Source organism: Leifsonia sp. Y878 (assembly GCF_057669685.1).
In genome coordinates this window covers 64,045-87,867 of the sequence record NZ_JBYHFS010000001.1, presented here as the reverse complement: position 1 = coordinate 87,867, position 23,823 = coordinate 64,045, and the positions used below count along the sequence as shown (strand labels likewise).

18 protein-coding genes are annotated in these 23,823 nt (G+C 64.9%); 8 read left to right on the top strand and 10 right to left on the bottom strand.

What is annotated here, in order from left to right:
- Positions 1-501: 501 nt before the first annotated feature.
- Together AC25Y4_RS00365 and AC25Y4_RS00360 are read right to left on the bottom strand one after the other, a co-directional pair.
- The gene (locus tag AC25Y4_RS00365; RefSeq protein WP_488118388.1) at positions 502-1,950 is read right to left on the bottom strand and encodes a threonine/serine exporter family protein; all 1,449 of its coding nucleotides are present in this window, start codon (positions 1,948-1,950) and stop codon (positions 502-504) included.
- A gap of 141 nt (positions 1,951-2,091) precedes the next feature.
- Complete coding sequence (locus AC25Y4_RS00360; RefSeq protein ID WP_488118387.1) at positions 2,092-2,736, bottom strand: dienelactone hydrolase family protein; 645 nt, start codon at positions 2,734-2,736, stop codon at positions 2,092-2,094.
- 119 nt (positions 2,737-2,855) lie between these two features.
- On the opposite strand from AC25Y4_RS00360, the gene AC25Y4_RS00355 reads away from it, so the two are divergent.
- Together AC25Y4_RS00355 and AC25Y4_RS00350 are read left to right on the top strand one after the other, a co-directional pair.
- Positions 2,856-3,638, top strand: coding sequence for an RNase H family protein (locus AC25Y4_RS00355; protein ID WP_488118386.1), 783 nt, complete (start codon positions 2,856-2,858; stop codon positions 3,636-3,638).
- Positions 3,639-3,699: 61 nt separating this feature from the next.
- Complete coding sequence (locus AC25Y4_RS00350) at positions 3,700-4,881, top strand: MarP family serine protease (RefSeq protein WP_488118385.1); 1,182 nt, start codon at positions 3,700-3,702, stop codon at positions 4,879-4,881.
- A 115-nt stretch (positions 4,882-4,996) separates the two neighbouring features.
- On the opposite strand, the gene AC25Y4_RS00345 is transcribed toward AC25Y4_RS00350, so the two are convergent.
- The gene (locus AC25Y4_RS00345; protein WP_488118384.1) at positions 4,997-5,800 is read right to left on the bottom strand and encodes an SDR family oxidoreductase; all 804 of its coding nucleotides are present in this window, start codon (positions 5,798-5,800) and stop codon (positions 4,997-4,999) included.
- A 13-nt stretch (positions 5,801-5,813) separates the two neighbouring features.
- Positions 5,814-6,383 (bottom strand): MarR family winged helix-turn-helix transcriptional regulator, encoded by a 570-nt coding sequence (locus tag AC25Y4_RS00340; protein WP_488118383.1) that lies wholly within the window; start codon positions 6,381-6,383, stop codon positions 5,814-5,816.
- 99 nt (positions 6,384-6,482) lie between these two features.
- Here AC25Y4_RS00340 and AC25Y4_RS00335 point away from each other — a divergent pair, with 99 nt between their 5' ends.
- The gene (locus AC25Y4_RS00335) at positions 6,483-7,721 is read left to right on the top strand and encodes a low temperature requirement protein A (RefSeq protein ID WP_488118382.1); all 1,239 of its coding nucleotides are present in this window, start codon (positions 6,483-6,485) and stop codon (positions 7,719-7,721) included.
- A 60-nt stretch (positions 7,722-7,781) separates the two neighbouring features.
- Positions 7,782-8,327 carry a type II toxin-antitoxin system Phd/YefM family antitoxin gene (locus AC25Y4_RS00330; protein ID WP_488118381.1) on the top strand — a complete coding sequence of 182 codons (546 nt, stop codon included), beginning with the start codon at positions 7,782-7,784 and terminating at the stop codon, positions 8,325-8,327.
- Between the two features lie 81 nt (positions 8,328-8,408).
- Here AC25Y4_RS00330 and AC25Y4_RS00325 read toward each other — a convergent pair whose 3' ends face one another.
- Positions 8,409-9,734, bottom strand: a complete 1,326-nt coding sequence (locus AC25Y4_RS00325) for a M18 family aminopeptidase (protein ID WP_488118380.1) — start codon at positions 9,732-9,734, stop codon at positions 8,409-8,411.
- A gap of 244 nt (positions 9,735-9,978) precedes the next feature.
- Between AC25Y4_RS00325 and AC25Y4_RS00320 the strand changes: the two genes are divergently transcribed.
- Positions 9,979-10,395 carry a VOC family protein gene (locus tag AC25Y4_RS00320; RefSeq protein WP_488118379.1) on the top strand — a complete coding sequence of 139 codons (417 nt, stop codon included), beginning with the start codon at positions 9,979-9,981 and terminating at the stop codon, positions 10,393-10,395.
- 101 nt (positions 10,396-10,496) lie between these two features.
- On the opposite strand, the gene AC25Y4_RS00315 is transcribed toward AC25Y4_RS00320, so the two are convergent.
- From AC25Y4_RS00315 to AC25Y4_RS00295, 5 genes are all read right to left on the bottom strand, one after another.
- Positions 10,497-12,665, bottom strand: coding sequence for an alpha-galactosidase (locus AC25Y4_RS00315; RefSeq protein WP_488118378.1), 2,169 nt, complete (start codon positions 12,663-12,665; stop codon positions 10,497-10,499).
- A 7-nt stretch (positions 12,666-12,672) separates the two neighbouring features.
- A complete protein-coding gene (locus AC25Y4_RS00310) occupies positions 12,673-13,995 on the bottom strand; it encodes an ABC transporter substrate-binding protein (RefSeq protein WP_488118377.1) in 1,323 nt (440 codons plus the stop codon).
- Between the two features lie 109 nt (positions 13,996-14,104).
- Complete coding sequence (locus AC25Y4_RS00305) at positions 14,105-14,911, bottom strand: carbohydrate ABC transporter permease (protein WP_488119495.1); 807 nt, start codon at positions 14,909-14,911, stop codon at positions 14,105-14,107.
- 152 nt (positions 14,912-15,063) lie between these two features.
- Positions 15,064-15,993 (bottom strand): carbohydrate ABC transporter permease, encoded by a 930-nt coding sequence (locus AC25Y4_RS00300; RefSeq protein WP_488118376.1) that lies wholly within the window; start codon positions 15,991-15,993, stop codon positions 15,064-15,066.
- Positions 15,990-18,032: a beta-galactosidase gene (locus AC25Y4_RS00295; protein WP_488118375.1), complete on the bottom strand. Its 2,043-nt coding sequence runs from the start codon at positions 18,030-18,032 to the stop codon at positions 15,990-15,992. The genes AC25Y4_RS00300 and AC25Y4_RS00295 overlap by 4 nt, the downstream gene beginning before the upstream one ends.
- A 221-nt stretch (positions 18,033-18,253) precedes the next feature.
- On the opposite strand from AC25Y4_RS00295, the gene AC25Y4_RS00290 reads away from it, so the two are divergent.
- The 3 genes from AC25Y4_RS00290 (at position 18,254) to AC25Y4_RS00280 (ending at position 23,696) form a co-directional block, all read left to right on the top strand.
- A complete protein-coding gene (locus AC25Y4_RS00290; RefSeq protein ID WP_488118374.1) occupies positions 18,254-19,276 on the top strand; it encodes a LacI family DNA-binding transcriptional regulator in 1,023 nt (340 codons plus the stop codon).
- A 326-nt stretch (positions 19,277-19,602) separates the two neighbouring features.
- Entirely contained in the window at positions 19,603-21,804 is a 2,202-nt protein-coding gene (locus AC25Y4_RS00285) for a DEAD/DEAH box helicase (RefSeq protein ID WP_488118373.1), read from the top strand.
- Positions 21,805-22,031: 227 nt separating this feature from the next.
- Positions 22,032-23,696: an APC family permease gene (locus tag AC25Y4_RS00280; RefSeq protein ID WP_488118372.1), complete on the top strand. Its 1,665-nt coding sequence runs from the start codon at positions 22,032-22,034 to the stop codon at positions 23,694-23,696.
- The last annotated feature ends 127 nt before the right edge of the window (positions 23,697-23,823 follow it).

The following is a 23,823-nucleotide window of genomic DNA, read 5'->3' as shown; positions in this document are numbered from 1 at the left end:
CGAGACGCAGGGATCACTTCTGGACGCGCTACGAGTGGTGAGATGAACGGCGCGGACTATGGTCTGAGCATGGCCCGGTGAGACGCGCTGCGCGCATCGAGGGAGAGCAACGAGATGAGACCGCTTCGATATTCCATCAACGTCACGCTCGATGGCTGCTGCCATCACGAGGCAGGCCTTCCTCCGGACGAGGAATCGATGGACTTTTGGACGACGGAGATGGCGCGAGCGGATGCACTGTTGTTCGGCCGCACGACCTACCAGATGATGGAGTCGGCGTGGCGAAAGCCCGTCTCGGGTAGGTGGCCTGACTGGATGGATGAGTGGGAGATCCCGTTCGCTGAGACCATCGACCAGGCGAAGAAGTACATCGTGTCGAGCACGCTGAGTGAGGTCGATTGGCGGTTTACGCGAGCGCATTCAGCTCGAGCTCGTGGATCGCCACGACTTCCGGTCGGGAGTGGTCGCTCTACGATTCCGGCCCCTGGAGAAAGGAAGCGCTTAACGCGCCCCGCGGGTCCGGCGCCCCGCGAGCATGGCCGAGCGGTCGAGGCCAAAGATCCGTCTGGCAGCAAAACCACCGATAGTCGTTCCCGCTGCGAGTCCAATGCCTGTCGCCAGCGCAATCACCATCGCGGGAAGGGCCTCTGTCACTCCGTTCGCGGAGTCCATCAACGCATACAACGACCGGTAGACCGCGAGCCCAGGAATCAGGCCGATGATGCCCGCCATAGTCATTGCGCTCTCCGGCACTTTGACCCAGCGGAAAATGAGGTACCCGATCACGCCCGCCACAATGCCGGCGATCCCCGGCGCGAGTCCCGGTTGGGAGGCAAGGGGAAGTACCAGCGAATACACGGCGAAAACGAGACCGGCCAAGGCGCCCATCAGTAGTACGTAGCGCAGTCGCACGTAGGAGGTGAGCGCGAATCCCACGCCGATGAGCGCGGAGCCGACTACGCCGGGAACGAGACCAATCTCGCCACCGAGCGATGTCCCGATCGTCACGGGCAGTCCCATCCGCATCGCAGCGCCCAGAACGATCGAGATGCCGACGGCGAGGCCGAGAGTGAGCATGAACACTTCCATACCGCGTGCCGTCGCAGTGACGTAATACCCGTCGATGGCGTCGCGAGCGGATGCGGTGAGGCCGACGCCGGAGAGAAGCGTGATGATCCCCGCGATAACAATGACGGTGGGGCTATTGGATCCCGGCAGTTCGATGCCCATCGACCGCAACCAGAAGATGAATACCGCGATGCTGGTCGTTGCCATGGCCGCCGCAATCTGGGCGAAGAAGTCGGGTACTAACAATCGTCCGAGCTTGCGGGTGATGAAGTCCGAGAGAATTGCCGTTGCCGCCGCGATGAACACCAGGACGAAGCTCACGTCGAACATCACCACAACTCCGGCAGCGAGAATGGCCTTGCCCGCGGTGACCACCCAGCGGCGGTACGGATGCGGGCTGGTCAGAATCGAGCTGAGACTCTCACGTGCTTCCTCGACACCGATCCGACTATCGGCGCGGGTTATCTCGTCGATCAGCAGGTACACATTCTGCAGCCGCGAGTAGTCCGTGGTTCGCACCTTCACGACTCGCATCACCGACATGGGGTCTTCATTCATCCCGCGATGGATCGAAACGGTAAGAGATGTGAACGTGATGTCCACGTGCATTCCGCTGACGCCGTATGCAGTGCTGACCCTCAACACGGTGGCCACAACGTCAGCAGCAGAAGCGCCAGTGGCCAACATCGCCTCCCCAGCACGCAGGCACAGGTCGATCACTAATCTGGCGTGCCGTTGCGGCATCTGGTCGTCAGCGGTGACGATGGATATGACCTGGGTGGGAGCATCGATCGTGCGAATGGCGTCACCAGCCAGCCGCGAGATGGATCGGCTCACGCGATCTCGAAGGACGTCACGCCGGTGGTTGGTGCTGTTGGTCACGCGTTCAGGTTACGGGCTGATCACGCCCCCAGCAGTCTGGACTCACTGTCGGGGAAGAGGCGATTGATCCTCACGTGCCAAGCGTCCACCTGGTCTTCACCGGTGACCGAGCCGTGCTCCACCGACCAGCTCGGCGGAGCCCTATGGCTGGCCCTCGGTGACATTTGGACGATCGTGGTCAAGGCCTCGCGATGATGGCGCACCATCAGAGCGAGTTCGTTGGAGAAACGTCAGCGTGTGGTCCAGCAGCAGCGCGGCCGCAGCCGCGTCATAGGAAGGCAGCGTGCTGTCGGCGAAATAGTGCTGGTCACCCGGATAGAGGAACAGCTCAGCATCACCAGTCGAGTCGACGAGCGCGCGGGCAGCGTCGATGTCGCCCTCGCCGACGAAGATCGGGTCGGCGTCCATGCCATGCACCTGCACAGGAACGCCATCCGGCCAGGCAGAGCCGAACTCAGAGACGGGAACACAGGAAGAGAACAGTAGAGCGCCTCGTGCGCCCACGCGGGTCTGCGCAAGTATCTGTGCGGGGAGCACACCTAGCGAGAAACCGGCATAGACCAGTTCGACGGGTAGTCCCTCAACCGCCCGCGTGCCGCGGGCGATCACTTCGCCGAATCCGATCTGCTCGGCATAGACCATCCCCTCATCCACGGTCTCGAAGGTGCGACCTTCATAGAGATCGGGCGTGTGCACGGTATGCCCAGCCTCGCGCAGTTCGTCGGCGAAACGCACGATGCCCGGCGTGAGCCCCAGGGCGTGGTGGAACAGAACGACTTCGGCCATTTCTTCAGCTCCATCTGCTCGCACTGGATGATCGGTGTCTCATAACCTAAGCACCGCGGAACCCCGGAGAGACAGGGAAACGGGTAAAAACGCATCGAGCCAGATGAAAGACTGGACTCATGACGATTACCGCTGCCGCCGACGGTTCTGCTCTCGGAAATCCAGGACCTGCAGGCTGGGCCTGGTACGTCGATGACTCCTGCTGGGGGGCCGGCGGCTGGAAGCACGCCACCAACAACCAGGGCGAGTTGAAGGCCGTGCTCGAGCTCTTTCGGGCCACCGCGCACCTCGACGACGACCTGCTCGTGCTCTGCGACAGCCAGTACGTGATCAACTCGATCACCAAGTGGATGCCCGGCTGGAAGCGTAAGGGCTGGAAGAAGGCCGACGGCAAGGCCGTGATGAACATCGAGTTGCTCAAAGAACTCGACGAGGTATTGGCCGGCCGCCGCTACCGGTTTGAGTGGGTCAAGGGTCACGCAAACCACCCGCTGAACGAGGCTGCCGATTCCCGCGCGCGTGCCGTGTCTGAGGCGTACCAGCGCGGTCTGCCGATTCCCTCAGGCCCCGGTTGGGTGCGAGCCGGCGACCCTGTTGCGGATGCCGCAGCTCCGGCATCCGCTGCCTCGACGGCCAGCGCCACGAAGACGGCCTCCCGAGCAACGGCTGAGCGAGCAACAGCCGAGCGATCCACCGCTGAGCCGCTCGGACTCTTCGACTTTTCAGATGACGATGAAGGCTTCGCCACCCTCTCAGATTCGATGCCGGACGAGTCAGGCAACGACTCAGGTGACTGGACTACGCTCGCTCTCACGCTCAGTTCGACCGAACACGCACGCCTTGTTGCACGAGCACGGGAACGTGGCGTAGGGGTCGAGGAATTTCTGCGCAGCCTGATCTAAGCGCAGGTCCCCGGCTGGCAGCCACTGGGTAGACCCAGGAACAATCAAGGAAAAGGACGCAATGATCGGCTCGGTAATCCTTGACGTGATCCTGACACTGCTGCTCGTGTCGTTCTTCGTCTCCGGATATCGCAGCGGTTTCCTCGGCAGCCTCAGCGCACTCATCGGCGTGGTGGTCGGCGGGATTGCGGCCTACATTCTGGTTCCGCTCGTCAGCGCCTGGATTCCCGCGCCTGAGTGGCGCACGCCAGCAGCCCTGGCCGCAGCCGTGATCCTCGTGCTCGCCGGCCTCAGTCTCGGGCAAACCGTGGGCCACGCACTTCGCCGCCGCACTCATCGCTCGCCGCTGCAGATCATCGACCGACTTCTGGGAGCGGCCGTCGCGACGGTGGCATCCGCTTTGATTCTGGCGATGCTGGCCACCAGCGTTGGCGCGCTGGGGGCGCCGGGCATCTCGCAGGCCATCGCGTCATCCACTGTCCTCCGCACCATCGACACGCTGACGCCAACGCCCGTCCAGGCGTTCCTCGCCCAGCTGCGCTCCGCAGCCGTCGATGAGGGGCTCCCCCGGGTCGTCGACGCGTTCACGGGTGAGGCACCGCAGATTCCCACGCTCGACCTCGGCACCGCAGAGTTGAACGCGGCAGCGCAGTCGGTTGTTCGTATCACCGGAAACGCATATGCCTGCGGACAGAACCAGTCAGGCAGCGGATTCGTCGTCTCCGACGACCGGATCATCACCAACGCGCACGTCGTGGCCGGGGTGACCGAACCCGTGGTTCAGGCGCTCGACGGTCAGGCCATCCAGGGGAACGTCGTCTATTTCGACCCGATCGACGACCTCGCCGTGATCGCCGTCGATGGCCTCGACACCAAGCCATTGTCGCTGACACCCAACCTGCCGGTCGGTGCGAGCGCAGTCAGCGCCGGCTACCCGTTCGGCGGCCCATTCACGTCGAACCCCGCGCAGGTCATGGCTGTCACTGACCAACTCGTCGCCGACATCTACGGGCAGAATCCGTCGCCCAGGCAGGTCTACACGCTCGCGGCCGATATCGAACCGGGCGATTCAGGAGGCCCATTGCTGAGCCTGTCGGGCAGCGTGGCCGGCGTCGTGTTCGCCAAGTCGACAACCACCGACAACATCGGCTACGCCCTGGCCATGGCTGAGGTGCAGCCGGTAGCCGCTAAGGCACCCTCGTTGAGAGCACCGGTAACGACGGGCGCCTGCATCAGCGACTGACCTGCATCAGCCACTGAATTGAGCGGATGCTCGGCAAGCGACCAGTGTCGCCAGCCGAGCATCCGCTTCGTGGTCTATCTGAGCTGCTGTAGAGCTGCTGCTCGAGAGCTGCTGCCTACTTGCTGCGCGGGGCCATGCTGACAGGCCAGTCATTCGCACGGAAGAGCGCCTCTGTGCCACCGTCGACGACGATGATGCTGCCGCACAGGAAGTCGGCTGCCGGCGACAGCATGAACATGATCCACGCTGCGATGGCCTCAGGGTCGCCGAATCCGCCAACCGGAACCGGGAAGGCTTCGATTGCGGCACGGCCGGGGCCGTCAAGCTGCGACTGCAGCAGCGGAGTGAGAATGGCGCCCGGTGCCATGACGTTCACACGGATGCCGGATCCAGCCCACTCAGGCAGCACAGCCATGCGACGCACCCAGCGGGTGAGTGCAAGCTTCGATCCGCCGTACACAAAGTTCGAGGCGTACTCGCCGAAGTGTGCCGTCAATTCAGGCAGCGTGTCGAGCTTGTCGTTCAGGAAGGCTTCAACGACGTCGTCGGGGATGCCGGGAATCGTCGTCGACGAGTTGGAACCGATGACCACGATCTTGCTGGTGCCGGCTGCGGCGAACGAGTCGTGCAGCGCATCGAGGAGTTCGGTCGTGCCCTTGAAGTTGACCTGGGCGATCAGGTTTTCGCGGCCGGGAATCGGGCCGAGGCCAGCGGCGAAGACGCCGCCGTCGAGCTTTCCACCTGAGGCGGCGATGACAGCCTCGGCAGCGGATGCGCGGCCCTCAGCGCTCGACAGGTCGGCGACGACATCCGCATCGCGCAGGTCGATGCCGATGACGGTGTGACCCTCGGCGCGCAGCTTGTCTGCACTTGCCTTGCCCATGCCAGAGGCAGATCCGGTAACGACGTATGTACCCATGGGGAACTCACTTTCAGTTGGTGTGTTGCGTTTTCTTGAGGTGTGGCTTGGCGGCCGCGACCGGCGTTCGATCCTCTGTCTTGACCGTCTCGGCCAGACGATGCGCAAGCGCCGTCAGCGTGTTGACGTCTTTGGGCGCCCAGTCGGTGAGCAGGTCGGTCATCATCAGGTCACCGCTTTGGAACAGCTGGACTGCCGCTGCAGATCCGGCGGCGGTGAGGCCGACGAGCGATGACCGGGAGTCGCTCTCGTGAGCAACTCTGGTGACGAGGCCCGCCGCGCTGAGCCGCGAAATCAACTTGCTCGCCGTCGGGGCAGACAATTTGAGCCCCGCGGCGAGTTCTGACGGACGCAGCTGGCCCCGACGACCGAGCAGGTAGACAGCGGAGATGGCGCTGGAATCCAGCTGGACTCCTGAGCGTCGCGCGAATTCCTCGAGGAACGAAGCGGATGTCCACTCAGACACGATCGCGAGCAGCGAGGTGAGCAGGTCTGACTCGTACGGCAGCGTAGCGGTGCGCTCGACCGCGGCGTGTGCGCCGCTCGTCGCCGACGTTGAGCTGTCGTCAATCTTGCGTGCCATGCTGTACGTACTCCTCACGGCTGCGGAGATGAATCCAGCAGCAGGAATCTACTTGCCGATGGAAAATAGTCTACTCTTCTCCACACTACGCTGGTGCGCATGACGATCGGATTCAGTCGCGACCTGCTTCGTCCGGCAACGGGCACCGACTCGCACCGCGTCACCTTTGTGGAGTTGTTCTTCGACCTGGTGTTCGTCTTCGCGGTCACCCAGGTGTCCCATGTGCTGCTGCACGAGCAGAGTGCGATCGAACTCGGTCATACCGTCATGCTTATGATCGTCGTGTGGGTGGTGTGGATCAACACCACCTGGGTCACCAATTGGCTGAATCCGGAACGCGGACAGGTTCGCGCGCTGCTCATTGTGCTGATGCTGCTCGGAATTCTGATGGCCAGCGCCCTCCCAGACGCCTTCACGAGCAAGGCGGTGCTGTTCGCCAGCACACTGGTGCTGATCCAGTTGATACGGAGCGGATTCACCGTGCTCGCCTTCGCGAAGCATCGCCCTGCCCACGCGGTCAACTTCGTGCGCATCGGATTGTGGCAGGTGGCGGCTGGCGCGCTGTGGCTCTGGGGTGCGTTCGCGCCGGAAGACGTGCGCATCTGGATCTGGCTCGTCGCCCTGTTCATCGACAGCATCGGCGCGCGCGCACGCTACTGGGTCCCCGGCCTCGGCCAATCGGGATACGAGACCTGGGATATCTCTGGCGAACACATGGCAGAGCGGGTGAGCCTGTTCTTCATCATTGTGTTGGGCGAATCCATCATCGTCACTGGATCGAGCTTCGCTGAGGCACCGCTCGAGTGGCCGTACGTGCTCGCCTTCCTGGCCGCCTTCACCAGCACTGTGCTGATGTGGCTGCTGTACTTCGCACACGGCCAGCAGCGTGGCAGCGACTTCATCAGCCACGCAACCGAGCGCGGCTCGATCGCCAGGGTCGCGTACACCTACGTTCCGATCATCATGGTGTTCGGCATCGTGCTGTCGGCTGTGGCGGATGGGCTGGTGCTTGAGGCTCCCGTCGCAGAGCCAGAGGCGTGGACGGCCGGACTCACCTGCGGGTCTGCTGCCCTGTTCCTCGGCGGCAATGTGTTGTTCAGGCGGGCGATCGGCGGGCGCACCCTGATCAGCCACCTCATCGGCATTCTCGCGCTCGTGGCACTCGCCATCGCCTACCCGGCGCTGTCACCGCTGGCCCTCGCCTGGTTGGTGAACGTGGTGCTGCTCGCGGTCCTCCTGTCGGACGAAGTGAGCTGGCGACGAAGCGTGCGCGCAGGCACGGACGACGACGCCAGCGCCGACCCGGCGGGCACCCCTCCAGCGGATGTCGACCTGTAGCCAGCCGATCGGCATCGGCGTAGCCTCGAACCAGGCATCCGTCACCGGAAGGAGCCCATCGTGCCGTACGTCGACGACCCAGATCAACTACCAGAATTGCCAGAGCCAGGCCCTCGGGATGGCCGTCATGGCGTCGACCGCGATTCAGACTACGACCCCTTCCCGCCGCTCAGGATCGAGCCGGGCCGCCCTGTCATTCCGCTGCGCGTGCCGATCGCGAATGCGGCAACCCACCTCTCGGTGCTGGTTGATCGGGTGTGGCAGGGCGAAGACGTGATTCTGATGCGCAATGGGCACGCGGTGGCACGACTGACGTCTGTTCTGGCCCGCACCCCGAGCACGACCGTGCCGGTGGCCGCCGATGTTGAACCGGATGCGGCCGCGGCGATGTCGGATGCGGAGGCTGACGCAGAGGCTGAAGGAACAACGCTCGGAGCTCACCTGGATGCGCAGCAGATCCCGCCGGAGCCTGAACCTGAACCAGAGCGTGAATTCGAGGGCGAAGAGCAGTTGCCTGAGCTTCCAGACCCCGGCCCGCGCGACGGCCGACACGGGGTCGATGGAACCAAGCCGATCAGACGACGGGCGAAGCGGCTGCCGCACTAGCTCGCGTCTGCAGGCGGGAGTGGATCAGTTCGCCCACTCCCCTTTGCGCCTATTCGCCTATTCGCCTATTCGTCTATTCGTCTATTCGCCGGCGAAGAACGCCGACAGCGCGGCAGACAATGCCACCGGGTCATCCACGTGGCACAGTTCGCGCGCCGAGTGCATTGACAGCAGCGGCACACCGACGTCGACGACACGGATGCCGAGCCTGGTCGCGGTGAGCGGGCCGATGGTGGAGCCGCACGGCACCGTGTTGTTCGAGACGAATTCCTGGAACGGCACACCGGCGGCCTCGCACAGGCGGGTCCAGAGGGCGGCTCCGGCGGCATCCGTTGAATAGCGCTGGTTCGCGTTGATCTTGAGCAGCGGCCCACCGCCGGCGATGGGGCGGTTCACCGGGTCGTGGCGCTCCGGGTAGTTCGGGTGCACGGCGTGGCCGGCATCCGCGGAGACACACCACGATTCTGCGTAGGCACGCAGCCGGTCTGAGACGGTCGCGCCGAGGCCTTCACCGATGCGAGAGAGGATGTCGTCGAGCATCGGGCCGCTCGCGCCGGAGCGCGACTCTGAGCCGAGCTCCTCGTGGTCGAACGCGGCGAGCACGCTGATGTGAGACGGCGCAGCGCTGCTGTCGGCGGTCGCGTTCTCGGCGGCGTCAGTGCTCTCGGCGGTTTCCTCCGCCGTGCCGAGGAGCGCGATCAGGGCGGCGAAGACCGAGCTGAGGTTGTCCATGCGGCCGGCCGCGAACAGCGAATCATTCAAACCGAATCGCGCAGGCGGGTTGGTGTCTGCGGTCAGGATGTCGTAGCCGACGACATCCGCTGACGCGACACCGGCGAGCTGGGCGAGGTGACCGACGAGGTCGGCCTCGCTGGCATCTCCGACGCCGAAGACGGGGCTGAGGTGGCGCTGCTTGTCGAGGGTGAGACCGCTGTTGGCCTCACGGTCGAGGTGGATGGCCAGCTGCGGGATGCGCAGGAACGGGCCGGTGCGCACGAGATGCGTGGCACCGTCGCGGGTGACGAGGCGTCCGGCGAGCTCGAGTTCGCGGTCGAGCCAGGAGTTCAGCAGCGGCCCGCCGTAGACCTCGACGCCAGCCTGCAGCCAACCGTTCGACCCAGTGGTCGGCTTCGGCTTGAGCTTGAAGCCCGGTGAATCGGTGTGGGCACCCAGGATGCGGAACGGTGTCGTCGGCAGCGCTCCGACCGGTTGGATCCAGGCGATGATCGCTCCGTCGCGGATGACGTAGTGCTTTCCGGCGTCGCTCCCCCATGCGTCCGATTCGGAGAGGCCGGTGAACCCGGCGGCGTCGAGGCGCCGGGCAACCTCGGCGGCGGCGTGGTACGAGGTGGGCGATGCGGCGATGAACGCGGCGAAGTCGTCGATGAAAGGTGGCATGACATCCATGGGTCAATCCAATCACGGGCTGGAGCGCGGGCTGTGCAGCTCCTGTACGGGTGCTGGACACTGGCGGCGTGCTCGCGGAGTGCTGGCGGCGTGCTGGCGGGAAGCTCGCGGGACTAGACCTGCGCTCGCCGCTCATGCTTAATGGGAGACATCCGCTGTCGCGCAACACGCGGCGTACGACGTCGCCCACTTGCGTGCGCCGAGGCTCACGTCCCACCACGAATCAGATCGGAAGCGAACCACAATGACCATGATTTTTGTCAATTTGCCCGTGAAAGAACTCAAGCGGTCCGTGGACTTCTGGACGGCGCTCGGGTACTCCTTCAACCAGCAATTCACCGACGAGAACGCCACCTGCCTCGTCATTGACGACGGTCACATCTACGCCATGTTGCTCGTGGAGGACTTCTTCAAGACCTTCACGCCACGCGAGATCGCAGACACCTCGACGTCGGTCGAAGTACTGATCGCTCTAAGCGCAGACAGCAGGGACGCTGTCGACACCCTCGCGGATGCCGCGCTGGCCAACGGTGGCAGCCCGGCGGCTGACCCACAGGACTTCGGCTACATGTACGGGCGCAGCTTCCTCGACCCAGACGGCCACCAGTGGGAAGTGACCTGGATGGACATGACCCAGACGCCGCCGACGCCCGGGGCCTGAGCCTCGGCTGCTCGGCCCGTCGCTGGCCCGTCACCGCGCCCGTTCTTGCCGGTCGCGCCCGCTATGGCGAGCGCGATCACCGGCAACGGGCGCGGCGACGGCTACATCGCTTTGAGTGAGAACAACTGCGCTTGCTCAGGTGCCAGCAGCGCGCCAGGCAAGCCGACTTCCGCGAGCACGCGACCGCTGAGCGTGACGCTGCCCGCAGCCAGCCAGTGGGGCGGAGCATCCTGGATCGCCCGCGAGAGCACCAGGGGCGCATCCGCAACCTGGGCGACATCCGTTGCTGCGGCGGAAAGCGACAGCGAAACCGGGCTGACGACATACGACAACTCCGGATCAAGACCTGGGAACCGCAGAGGCGCAGGCACCGCAGCACGCGGGGCCGCAAGCGCCACCTGCGCGAAGACAGCCGACCGACGATCGGCAGCGACCACACCGTGCAGGGCAAGCGCAGGGTCGCTGCTGTCAGCCCGCACCACGGTGCCGGTGTGCAGCAAGCCCCTGAGAGAGCGGTACAGCGCCGACCACCCGGAGATGATCGCGCGTTCGTCCGGCGTCGTCTCGATGAGGTTCCATTCGATGCCGGCAGAGCCGAACAGCGCTGTCGCCAGGCGGAAGCCGAGGTCGGAGGTGCGCCAGGTGGTGTGCGAGGTCGCGGCGCCGAGGTGTCCGCCGAGGTACTCAGGCGGCACCAGGATGCTCGTGTAGCGCTGGATCTCCTGACGCTCAAGCGGGTCGTTCGTGTCGCTCGTCCACACCCGGTCGACTCGCTCGAGGATGCCGAGGTCGATGCGGGCGCCGCCCGATGCGCAGGACTCGATCTCGACATCCGGGTGAGCAGCGCGCAGCGCATCAATCAGCCGGTAGAGCGCCATGGTCTGGCGATGGGCTGAGCCGCCCAGCAGATCGCGGTTGTGATCCCACTTGAGGTAGGCGATCGGGTACTCGTTCAGCAGGGCGTCGAGGCGCCCGAGGATGTAGTCGAAGGCATCCGGATTGCCGAGGTCGAGCACCCGTTGGAACCGCCAGGTCAGGGCAGCGGATGCGCCAATCACCCAGTCGGGGTGCGCCTGGGCCAGCTCGGAGTCGAGGCTGACCATCTCCGGCTCGACCCACAGGCCGAATTCCATTCCGGCGTCGTGCACAGCGGCAATGAGGGGCGAGAGCCCGGACGGCCACTTCTGGGCGTCAACGAACCAGTCGCCGAGTGCACGGCGGTCGTCGGTGCGTCCGGTGAACCAGCCGTCGTCGAGGACGAAGCGCTCGACGCCCACCTCGGCCGCGGCCGAGACGAGGCGCTTCAGGGTCGGCAGGTCGTGGTCGAAGTACACCGCTTCCCAGGTGTTCAGCACGACAGGGCGTGGGCGCGCGATCGTTGACCACGAGCGGATCCACGGATGCAGCCGGTCGCTGAGACCGTCGAGTCCGGTTGCCGAGTACACGGCGACGGTCCACGGCGAGGTGTAGCTGCCGCCAGCGGGCACGCCCAGTTCGCCTGGGGCGAGGAGTTCACCGCTGCCGAGCGTCGCAGCGCCAAGGGCGGAACTCTCCGCCCACTGCCGCTTGTCGCCGCTCCAGGCCAGGTGCGTCGCCCACACTTCTCCGGCACGGAAACCGAAGCCGGGGGTACCGGCCACCATGAGGAAGGAATCGTCGTGGCCTGGACGGCCGTGCCTGGACTCCCTGCTCCACAGGCCGTTCGCCAGCGGGGTGCGCTGCGGGCGGCGCTCGTGGGTCCAGAGCCCAGAGAAGTCCAGGATCTCGCGCGCCCGATCGGGAATGGGGAGCGTCACGTCGAGGGAGGCCAGCTCCAGCGCGGTCGCGCCGGCGTTGGTCAGCGTATGCCTCATGCGCAGCACGCCGTGTTCGGTGAGCTCTAGCTCAGTGGTCACCGAGACCTCTGCGCCGGCATCCGTCAACTCAATGACCAGCGACAGCGGCGAGGTCGCCTGCACGCCGGCGAGGGAGAACGACGCGGCGCCCAGCGACGCGCCGCCCAGCGACGCTGTCACAGGCATGCCGGGGCGGAACCCATCGACACCCGGTCGCCCGCTCCAGCCTTCGGCCAGCGTTGGCAGGATCGAGAGCCGCAGCGGCACGTCGATCGAACTCGGGGAGATGGCCGGAACAACGGCATCGGCGAGCACGGTCAGCTCGTCGGCAGCGAGCTCGCCGAGATCTGCACCCCAATGCACGATCGAGGGCACCCGCGTGCCGCGGGCATCAAGAAGAAGGCTGACGCCCGCGGCACGAAGGTGGTGGATCACTTTTCAACTACTCCTTGACAGGAATCGACTGCGCCTTGAGCGCCTTGATGGTTGCAGCCTGACCAGACGCCAGTGCGTCGGCCAGTGTGCCGTCGCCGGAGACAGCGGCCTTGAAGCCGTCTGAGACGTCGTTGTAGGTCTGCGTCATGGTCGGTCCCCAGGTGAAGTCAGGGTTGACCTCAGCGGATGCCGCTGCAAACACATCGTAGATGGGCTGGCCGCCGTAGAACTCGACGCCTTCCTTGAGCACGGGAAGGTTCAGACCGTCCTTGGTGGCCGGGTAGATGTTGGCCGACTTGTTCAGCAGGGTGAGCGCCTCGTCTGAGGTGTTCAGCCACAGCGCGAACTCTGCTGCCTCATACGGGTGCTTCGAGCCCTTGAAGACGGCTGTCGACGAGCCGCCCCAGTTACCTGCCGCGGTGTCGCCGGCCTTCCACTGCGGCGACTGTGCCACTGCCCACTTGCCCGCGGTGTCTGGCGCTCCGCTGGCGATGGAGTTCGCACCCCACACGGCGGAGTTCCATGACCATACCTGGCTGGAGTTGTACGCGTTGTCCCACTCGCTGGTCCAGGCGGGGTACGTCGAGACGAGGTCGCGGTCGATCAGGTCCTGCCAGTAGTCGGCAACGGTCATGGAGGCGTCGCTGGTCAGGTCGACGGTCCAGTTGGTGCCGTCGTTCTGGAACCAGCTGCCATCGGCCTGCCAGACGAAGCTGGCGAACTGGTTGATGTCGCTCTGCGAGAAGTTGGTGATGTACCCACCGGCAGCGCGCACCTTGACGGCGGCGTCAGCGTACTCGGCCCACGTTGTGGGAACGGCAATGCCGTTGGCTTCGAAGAGGTCCGCGCGGTAGAACAGCGCGGTGGGGCCGGAGTCCTGCGGGATGGCGTATGCCGCGTCATCTTCGCCGAAGCTCACCTGGTTCCAGGTCCAGTCGACGAACTCGTCCTGGGCAGCCGCGACGTTTTCGCAGGCAGCGAGGTTGGTCAGGCCATCCTGAACGCGGAAGTTCGGGAGGGCGTCGTACTCGATCTGGCCGAGGTCTGGCGCGTTGCCGGCCTTCAGCTGGTTGAAGAAGTTCTGGTAGGTGCCGCCGTTTCCGTTCGGACCGGTCTGGACGGTGACCTGGATGTCGGGGTTCGCTTTGTTCCACACCTCTGTGACTTCTTCGATACCCGGAATCCATGAGGTGAAGTTCAGCTTCACGGCGCCATCGGATGGCGCGCAGGCGGACGCGTCAGTGCTGTCCGATCCGGTTGATGTTGCGCAGCCTGTCAGTGCCAGGCTGGAGAGCAGGACGACGGTGACCGCTCGCTTCTTGAGTTGCATGATTCTCCTCTAATGGGTGATGCAGGTGGGTAGTGCGGGTGGGTAGTGCAGACGGGTAATGCAGATGGTGGTGCAGGTGACGCGGTAAGTGGAGCAGGAGGTGAGCGCTCTATTTGACGGAACCGGCGCCGAGGCCGTTCTTCCAGAAGCGCTGCAGGAACAGGAACATGATGATGAGCGGGATGATCGACAGCAGGGCGCCGATCAGCACGTAGCCACGCAGTTCGGGGATCTGGTTGACCTGGGAGTTCCAGGCGTAGAGGCCGAGGGTGACCGGGAAGAGGCTCTCGCTCCGCAGCATGATGAGCGGCAGGAAGAAGTTGTTCCAGATGGCGACGAACTGGAACAGGAACACGGTGACGAGGGCAGGGAACATCAGCTTGACCGACACGGTGAAGAAGGTTCGAACCTCGCCTGCACCATCAAGACGTGCAGCCTCAAGCAGTTCGTCCGGCACACTGGATGCCGCATAGATGCGGGTCAGGTAGACACCGAACGGGCTCACGAGGCTCGGCAGGAAGACAGACCAGAAGGTGTCTGTGGCGTTGATCTGGCTGAAGATGAGGAACAACGGCAGCGCCAGTGCCGTGGCCGGAACCAGAACGCCGCCGAGCACGATGTTGAACAGCAAGTCCCTGCCAGGGAACCGGTACTTGGCGAGCGCGTAGCCGCAGGCCGCCGCCAGCAGGGTGGCGATGAGGGCGCCGCCGCCGGCGTACAACACCGAGTTGAGCATCCAGCGCAGGAAGACGCCGTCACGGTAGGCGACCAGGTCGCCGATGTTGGCGAACAACGAGAAGTCGGCGAACCACAGCGGATTCGTGTTGGTGAACTGGGACTGGTCCTTCGTCGCTGCGACGAAGAGCCACCAGATCGGAATGAGGAAGTAGACCGCGGAGATGCCCATGACGAGCATGGCGCCCGACCGGGAGAAAATGCTCTCCTTCGGGCCGCGCAGGCCGGTGTCCTTCTGGCGACGACTGCCAGTGCGGTTGGATGACGGCTTCGTGGCGACGGCCGGTGCCTGCACCGGGGATGACACGCTGGGCGATGGGGCAACAGTGCTCACTAGTCTGCCTTCCGCTGGGTGAACTTGAGAATGGTGAATGACAGGGCGAACGTGGCAACGGCGAGCACGACAGACATGGCGGCGGCCAGGCTGAAGTTCGGCACGGCTGACGTCGAGTAGACCGCAAGGTTCGGGGTGAACGTGCTGGTCACAGCGGAGCTGAACGTGCGGAACACCTGGGGCTCAGCCAGCAGCTGCAGTGTTCCGATCACCGAGAAGATCGCGGTGAGCGTCAGCGCAGGGACGATGAGCGGGATCTTGATCGACCAGGCGATCCGCAACTGGCCCGCACCGTCGAGTTTCGCTGCCTCGTAAATATCGGTCGGGATGGCCAGCAGCGCCGAGTAGATGATCAGCATGTTGTAGCCGACGAACACCCAGGTGACGACGTTGGCCATGGCCCACAGCACGAGGTCTGCCGACAGGAAGTTGATGTTCGCCGTGACCGCGGTGAACGGTGACAGGTTCGGCGAGTACAGGAAGCCCCACATGATGGCGGCGATGACGCCCGGCACCGCATAGGGCACGAAGAACGCCAGGCGGAAGAACTTCTTGCCCTTCACGAGCGGCGAATCCAGCAGCAGCGCCAGGAGCAGGGCGACGCCGAGCATCACCGGCACCTGTACGACACCGAAGGTCAGCACACGACCGATCGACGCCCAGAACGGCCCGTTCTGGAACACGGCGATGTACTGGGTAAAGCCGCCGAACACCTCGTGTGCTTCGCCGAAGGTACCCTCGCGCTCGATGACCAGCAGCGACTGGTATACGGCGTAGACGATGGGCACCAGGTAGAACAGCACGAACAGGATGCCGAACGGCAACACGAAAGCGAGGATTGCCTTCTTGTGCGGGATGGGCCGCCTGGCCGCTTTCAGGCTGCGCGAGGCATCCGTTGTGGGGACCCCCGTGGTCACTGCTGCAGTCATGCTGCACTCTCCTCTGTTATTGCCTGTTCTTTCACGACGCGAACGGCACCTGCCGGCACCTCAATGCTCGATTCGATGTGAGCGCCCGTGACCAGGTCGATGCCCGTGGCCGGGATGGTGATCGACTCTGTCGAATGGTTGATCACGAAGAGGTAGCTCGCCTCAGCGGATGCCCGACGAACGACTTCGACGGCCCCGTCGCTTTCCGGCCCTACCGCTGTGACACCCGCGTCGACGAGCATGTCGCGCAGGACATCCTTCAGATCGGCGCGATCAAGCACTGTCGCCAGGTAGTGGCCGATGCCCTGCCCGAATGTGTTGCGGGTGTGGGCGGGGACTCCGGCCAATGGGCCGTCGCTGTAGCGGGCGAGGACCTCGGCGCCGGTCGAGCGCAGTCGCTCGGTCCAGAGGCTCGCGGTCGCACCCGAATCGAGGGTGACGCGCGTGGCGGGGTCCAGGGGCACGAACTCGTCAACGCTCACGCCCAGCATCTCGCGGAAGGCGCCGGGGTAGCCGCCGGCGCGCACGCGGTCGTCCTCGTCAACGATGCCGCTGAAGAAGGTGACCAGGGCGTGACCGCCTGCCGCGACGTAGTCGTTGATGTTCGTGGCGTCGGCATCCGTCACCATGTACAGCCCTGGCACGATGACCAGGCGGTAGCCGCTGAGATCGGCGCCTGGGGCGACGACATCGGCCGTGACGCCCAGGTCGCGCAGTGCGCCGTGCGCAGCGTGCATCTGTTCGAGGTAGTCGAGGCTGCGCGACGGGCGAGATTCGCCGTCAGCGCCCCACCACGACTCCCAGCTGAACAGGATTGCGACATCGGCGACGACCCTGCTGCCTGCAACTTCGTCGAGACGGTCAAGCGTGGCGCCGAGTTCGACGACCTCGCGCCAGAGATCGGTGTCTGTGCCGGCGTGCGGCAACAGGGCAGAGTGGAACTTCTCCGATCCCTGCAGCGACGCACGCCACTGGAAGAAGCACACACCGTCGGCGCCACGGGCGACGTGGGTGAGGGAGTTACGGGTCATTTCCCCTGGCTGCTTGGTCAGGTTGAGTGGCTGCCAGTTCACGGCGCCGGTTGAGTGCTCCATGAGAATCCAGGGCGCGCCATTGGCCAGGCCGCGGGTGAGGTCGTCGGAGAACGACAGTTCTGCGGTGGGGTCAGCCAGGCGGTGATCGAGGTAGTGGTCGTTGGCGATGATGTCCATCTCCGGCGCCCAGCTCCAGTAGTCCATGTTCTTGATGTGCGCTGTGACCATGAAGTTCGTGGTGATCGGAATGCTGCTGTGTCGGCGGAGCACCGCGTATTCGCTGCGGTAGTAGTCGAGCAGCTCGTCTGAGCTGAAGCGGTGGAAGTCGATGAGCTGGGTGGGGTTGCTCGTTGAGACCGTGAGCATCGGCGGGAGGATTTCCTCGAAGGCGCTGTATCGCTGGCTCCAGAACGACGTGCCCCACGCGGCGTTGAGCGCGTCGATGGTCGTGTAGCGGCGTTCGAGCCACGTACGGAACGCGTCGGCGCTCTCGTCGTTGTAGCAGAGCGCGTTGTGGCAGCCGAGCTCGTTCGACACGTGCCACAGGGCGACAGCGGGGTGCGAGCCATAACGCTCTGCCACCTTGTCAACCAGCCGGAGCGCGCGCTCCCTGTACACGGGCGAGCTCGGGCACCAGGCCTGGCGACCGCCGGGGTAGCGGGTGGTTCCGTCTGCCATGACCGGCAGGATTTCGGGATGCTTGTGGGTCAGCCACGGTGGAGTCGACGCGGTTCCTGTGCCGAGATTCACCCGGATGCCGTTGGCATGCAGCAGCTCGATGATGGCGTCCAGGCCGTCGAAGTCGTACTCGCCGTCGCGCGGTTCGATGTGCGACCAGCCGAAGATGTTGATCGCGACAAGGTCGACGCCTGCCTCGCGCATAAGGATGACGTCGTCGTTCCAGACCTCGCGGCTCCACTGCTCAGGGTTGTAGTCACACCCGTATGCAATGCCGGCGTGATCAAACGCCGGGCGCTCGGCTGGTGGTGTTGCTCGCGAAGTCAATGCTCTCCCTGTCGTGGCCGCGGATTGTGGCCGCGGATTGTGGCCGCGGATTGTGGCCGTGGTGCCGGTTGGCACTGGGACGAACCAATGCGGCGACCAGCCGGTCTGTGAACGTGCACAGATGCGACAGTGACGACTCGACGCTGAGGATCTGGGAACGTTCACACATTAGTGGTGGTTTTCGCAGAGTGTCAACCTGACACTCCCGCTACAGTGGTCAAATGCTCACTGACCATCCCCGCCAGAAGCGTGCGACGATCATCGATGTCGCCAGGGAAGCTGGGGTGTCGCGCGGAACAGTCAGCCGTTTCATCAACGGTGAGCGCTATGTGTCCGCAGAGGCGCAGCGGGTCATTGAGGCAGCCATTGCCAAGGTCGGATACCTCCCGAACGCGGCAGCGCGCAACCTGGTGATGCAGCGCTCATTGGCCGTGGCCTTCGTCGTGCACGAACCAGCCTCCCTGTTCGCCGAAGATCCCAACATCGGCGCCATCATGCTCGGTGCCAACGCGACGCTGTCAGATGCCGACTACCAAATGGTGTTGCTCATCGTTGACTCAGAGCGGGATACCCAGCGTGTCTCGCGCTATCTGAGTGGCGGATTCGTCGACGGCGTCATCATCGTCTCCGCCAGGACCCGCGACCCCATCACCCGGGTTGTCGAGAAAATCGGATTGCCGACGGCGTTTGTCGGGCATCCGCCGGATGCCGGGAACATGCCATTCGTCGGCATCGACAACCGCGCGTCGGCCAGGGCCATCACCGAGCGCTTGATTGCAACGGGGCGGTCGCGCATCGGCATGATCGCCGCTGCTCTCGACCGTGATTCAGGCGCCGACCGGCTGGCCGGATTCCGCGATGCCCTCGGCGACCGGTTCGACGAGAAGCTGGTCGAAAGTGTTCCGCTGTATGAGTTCTCGGCGGGAATGACCGCGATGCAGGAGCTGCTGCGGCGCGAACCGGAGATCGACGGCGTCTTCGCGGCCTCCGACGCTGTGGCGGCCGGCGCGATGAGTGCCCTGCGGAGCGCAGGACGGAAGATCCCCGGCGACGTCGGCATCGTCGGATTCGACGACAGCACGTGGGCGCTTCGCACCAAACCGACGCTCTCAACCGTGCACCAGCCGGCGCAGGGCCTCGGCGAGGCTGCTGCGGCATCCGTGCTCAGTCAGTTGCGCGGCGAGACGCCCCAACTGGGCGGCATCCTGCTCGACACACCCGTCGTCTGGCGCGGGTCGGCGTAAAGGCGCGATCAACGGCACGCGCGGCGTGGGCGGGGCGCAAGCGCTCGCGAATACGAGCAGCGCGTCGCGAATACCGGAAGCACCGTCGCAGCAGGGCCGATTCGTCCTGTTTTCGATGACAGATGCCCGATTCGTCCTGTATTGGCGACCAATTCGGCTCGCCTCTGTCTCACCGCGCCCGTTCTGGCGGATGGCGCCCGCTATAGCGGGCGCGCTCGCCCGGAACGGGCGCGATGGGCGTCCACGGCGGCACCACGCACCCGCGCCGAGCGGTGGCGCAACTGTATGTTGACGAAACTGTCACTGGCACCTGACAAGCTGGACCCATGACTGACGCCGACGAGACATCCGCTGCACCCGACGCTTCAGCCGCTCCCAGTGCACCCGACGCCTCAGAGACTCGCACTCGCGCGCTGGAGATCCTGCGCACGCTGGTCGGCCGCGATGACGCCGACTTCCACGATGGCCAGTTCGAGGCTATTGAGAGGCTCGTCGATGAGCGTCGCCGCGCCCTCGTCGTGCAGCGCACCGGATGGGGCAAGTCAGCCGTGTACTTCGTGGCCACCCTGCTGCTTCGCCAGCGCGGCGCAGGCCCCACCATTCTCGTCTCTCCCCTGCTTGCCCTCATGCGCGACCAGGTTGCCGCCGCGGCGCGTGCCGGCGTGCGCGCGATGTCGATCAACTCGTCGAACGCTCACGAGTGGAGCGATGTGCTTCGCGCGCTGCAGGCCGACGAGGTCGACGTGCTGCTCGTCTCACCCGAGCGCTTGAATAACCCGTCTTTCCGCGATGAACAGCTCCCGGCGCTCATCGCCAGGGTCGGCCTGCTCGTGGTCGACGAGGCCCACTGCATCTCAGACTGGGGCCACGATTTCCGGCCGGACTACCGGCGGCTCCGCGACCTGATCGCCGAGATGCCGGTCGGCGTGCCGGTTTTGGCGACAACGGCAACGGCCAACAGCCGAGTCGTGACGGATGTCGCAGAGCAACTCGGCACCACAACGCCCACCGCCGCGTCCAGCGGCGCCGCAGAGGTCGTGACGATCCGCGGCCCGCTGGCTCGGGCATCCCTCCGGCTCGGCGTGCTCCGCCTGCCAGACGCTAAGGCCAGGCTCGCCTGGCTGCTCAGCCACATCGATGACCTCCCCGGCAGCGGCATCATCTATGCGCTCACGGTCTCCGCGGCCGAAGACACCGCCCGCCTCCTCCGCGAGGCCGGCCACGAGGTGCGCGCATACACCGGCCAGACCGACACGACAGAGCGCGAGGAGAGCGAGCAGCTCCTGAAGGCCAACAAGGTGAAGGCACTCGTCGCCACCAGCGCCCTCGGCATGGGCTTCGACAAGCCAGACCTCGGCTTCGTACTGCACCTGGGCGCACCGTCGTCCCCCGTCGCCTACTACCAGCAGGTCGGTCGCGCCGGTCGCGCCACCGACAACGCCGACGTTCTCCTCCTCCCAGGCCCGGAGGACGAGGCCATCTGGCAGTACTTCGCCACCTCGTCCATGCCCAGCCAGTCCAGGGCTGAGTCCGTGATCGGCGCACTGCTCGAGAACGGTGGGGCACCCCTGTCGACACCGGCTCTTGAGGCCAGGGTCGACATCCGTCGCAGCCCGCTTGAACTCCTGCTCAAAGTGCTCGACGTCGACGGCGCGGTGCGCCGCGTGAAGGGCGGCTGGGTCGCCACCGGGCAACCATGGGTGTACGACGCCGACCGCTACCAGCGCATCGCAGCAGCCAGGGTCGCCGAGCAGCAGCACATGCTCGACTACGAGCGCACCACAGAGTGCCGGATGGAATTCCTGCAGCGCGCCCTCGACGACGACACGGCCAAGCCATGCGGTCGCTGCGACAATTGCGCCGGCATCTGGTATCCAACGGATGTCGCCGGGGCGGCAACCGACATGGCCGCCCACTCCCTCGACCGCGTCGGCGTGGTCATCGAACCGCGCGCCCAGTGGCCAACCGGGGTGGCCAGCCTCGGGGTGAACGTGCGCGGCAACATCCCGCCAGCCGAGCGCCTCTCCCCCGGCCGCGCCGTCGCGCGTCTCACCGACCTCGGCTGGGGCGGACCACTCCGCACTATCTTCGCCCCTGGTACACCGGATGCCCCGGCGAGCGCCGGGCTGATCTCTGCCGCCGTGCAGGTGCTCGCCGAGTGGAACTGGGAGGAGCGGCCAGCGGCCATCGTCAGCATGCCGAGCCGGTCGCATCCGCTTCTCGTCGGTTCGATCAGCCAGGCTCTCTCCGACATCGGCCGGATTCCACTGATCGGAAGCCTGGAACTCCAAAACGGTGGGCCGCAGGGCGAGGCCGGCGGCAACAGTGCCTACCGGCTGTCGAGCGTGTGGGACAGGTTTGGCATCGGCAGCGACCTCGATGAGACGCTCCAGGCGCTGGCCGGGCGACCGATCCTGCTCGTTGACGACATCGCGGACAGCCGGTGGACCCTCACGGTGGCCGGCCGGTTGCTCCGCCAGCACGGCGCCGGTGCTGTCTTGCCGTTCACCCTCGCGCTTCGGGCGTAGTGAGCTGCGCGTAACGAGCCGGGCGTACGCAGCCGCGCTGGAAGCCCCGAACAGACCTGAACAGGCCCGAACAACCGCAGTATTTTTCCCCGACGGCGGCGGGTCGGCGTACCATAACCAGCATAAGAATGCTCGGGATCGAGCATGAGATCGCTCCCGATCGAGCGACCGCACTGAGCCAGGCGATGCCGTCTCACGCGACGGCCTTGTGCAAGGGACGTGTTCGCATGAGTACGACAGCCTCTCCGAATTCCCAGCCGACACCATCAGGGCGACCAGGATCATCCGGCGCTGCCGGGCAATCCGGATCGCTCTCCGTCGACAGCAAAGGACTCAATGACGGCAAGCTCGGCCTGACCTCGAGCATCGTCATTGGCGTCGCATCCACGGCGCCCGCCTATAGCCTCGCTGCAAGCCTGGGCTTCATCGTCGCCAGCGGCGGTGCTCTTCTCTCCGGGGTGAAGGCTCCGGGGATTGTGCTGCTCGCGTTCGTGCCCATGTACTTCATCGCCGTCGCATACCAGGAACTCAACAAGGCCGAACCAGACTGCGGCACCACCTTCACGTGGGCCAGCAGGGCATTCGGGTCGGTGACCGGCTGGATGGGCGGGTGGGGCATCATCGTCGCCGACGTCATCGTGATGGCCAACCTCGCAGCAATTGCCGGCTCGTACACCTTCATCTTCATCGGCGAATTCGGACTCCCAGACGTCGCTGATCTCGGCAGCAACGTGTTCTGGTCGACAGCAGTCGGAATCTTGTGGATCGTCGTGATGACCTGGATCTGTTACCGCGGCATCGAGATCACGGCCCGCGTCCAGATCATCCTGCTCAGCATCGAGGTGCTGGTGCTCGTCCTGTTCGCCGCCTTCGCCCTGGTTCGTGTCTACACCGGAACCGCAGAAGCGTATTCGATCACGCCATCGCTCGACTGGTTCAATCCGTTCACCCTCGATTTCGGCAGCATCATCGCGCCCGCGATGCTGACGGCCATCTTCCTCTACTGGGGCTGGGACAGCGCGGTGTCCGTGAACGAGGAGACGTCGAACCCGAGCAAGACGCCGGGTCGCGCCGCTGTGATCAGCACCGTGTTGCTGCTCGTGACCTACGCACTGGTCACCACGGCGACAGTCGCATTCGCCGGTGTCAGCACGGAGGGTGTTGGGCTTGGCAATGAGGCGAACGCCGAAGACGTGTTCTCAGCCATCGGCCCCGCGTTGTTCGGCGACAGCGTCATTGGCCATCTCTGCGTGCTGTTGCTGGTGGCCTCCATCCTCACCTCGGCATCCGCTTCAACCCAGACGACCATTCTCCCCACCGCACGAACTGCGCTCTCTATGGCGACGTACAAGGCGATTCCTGCGCGGTTCGCTCGCATCCACCCGAAGTTCCTGACCCCCACCTGGTCAACAATCGGCTTCGGCATCGTCTCGATTGCGTTCTACCTGATCTTCACGCTGATCAGCTCGAATCTGCTGAACGCCCTGATCGGCTCGATCGGGCTGATGATCGCGTTCTACTACGGGCTCACCGGGTTCGCCTGCGCCTGGTTCTACCGCAAGACGCTCACGTCGTCGTTCCGCAACTTCATCATGCGCGGCCTCTTCCCCCTCCTCGGCGGCCTGATGCTGCTCGCGGTGTTCATCTACGGCACGATCCAGTTCGCCGCTCCAGACTGGCTGACCGACGATGACGGCAACAACGTCACCATCTTCGGCATCGGCGCTGAGGCGGTCGTCGGTATCGGTGGCCTCGTGATCGGGCTCATTCTCATGGGAATCTGGTGGATCAGGCATCCCGATTTCTTCCGGGGACGGACGCTGCCCAGGCGCTGGGACGAGCCTGGAGCACAGCCGACAATCATCGTTCCACCCACCCTTGAGAACCGCTGAGGCCACGCCTGCAACGGGTCCGTTTGGGGTCCCCCTCTATGAACGCCGTGAGCAAACTCATAGTCTGGAATTCAGCGGATGCCTCGCTTCTCGTCGATTCGAAGGAGATTGATATGCAACACACCGA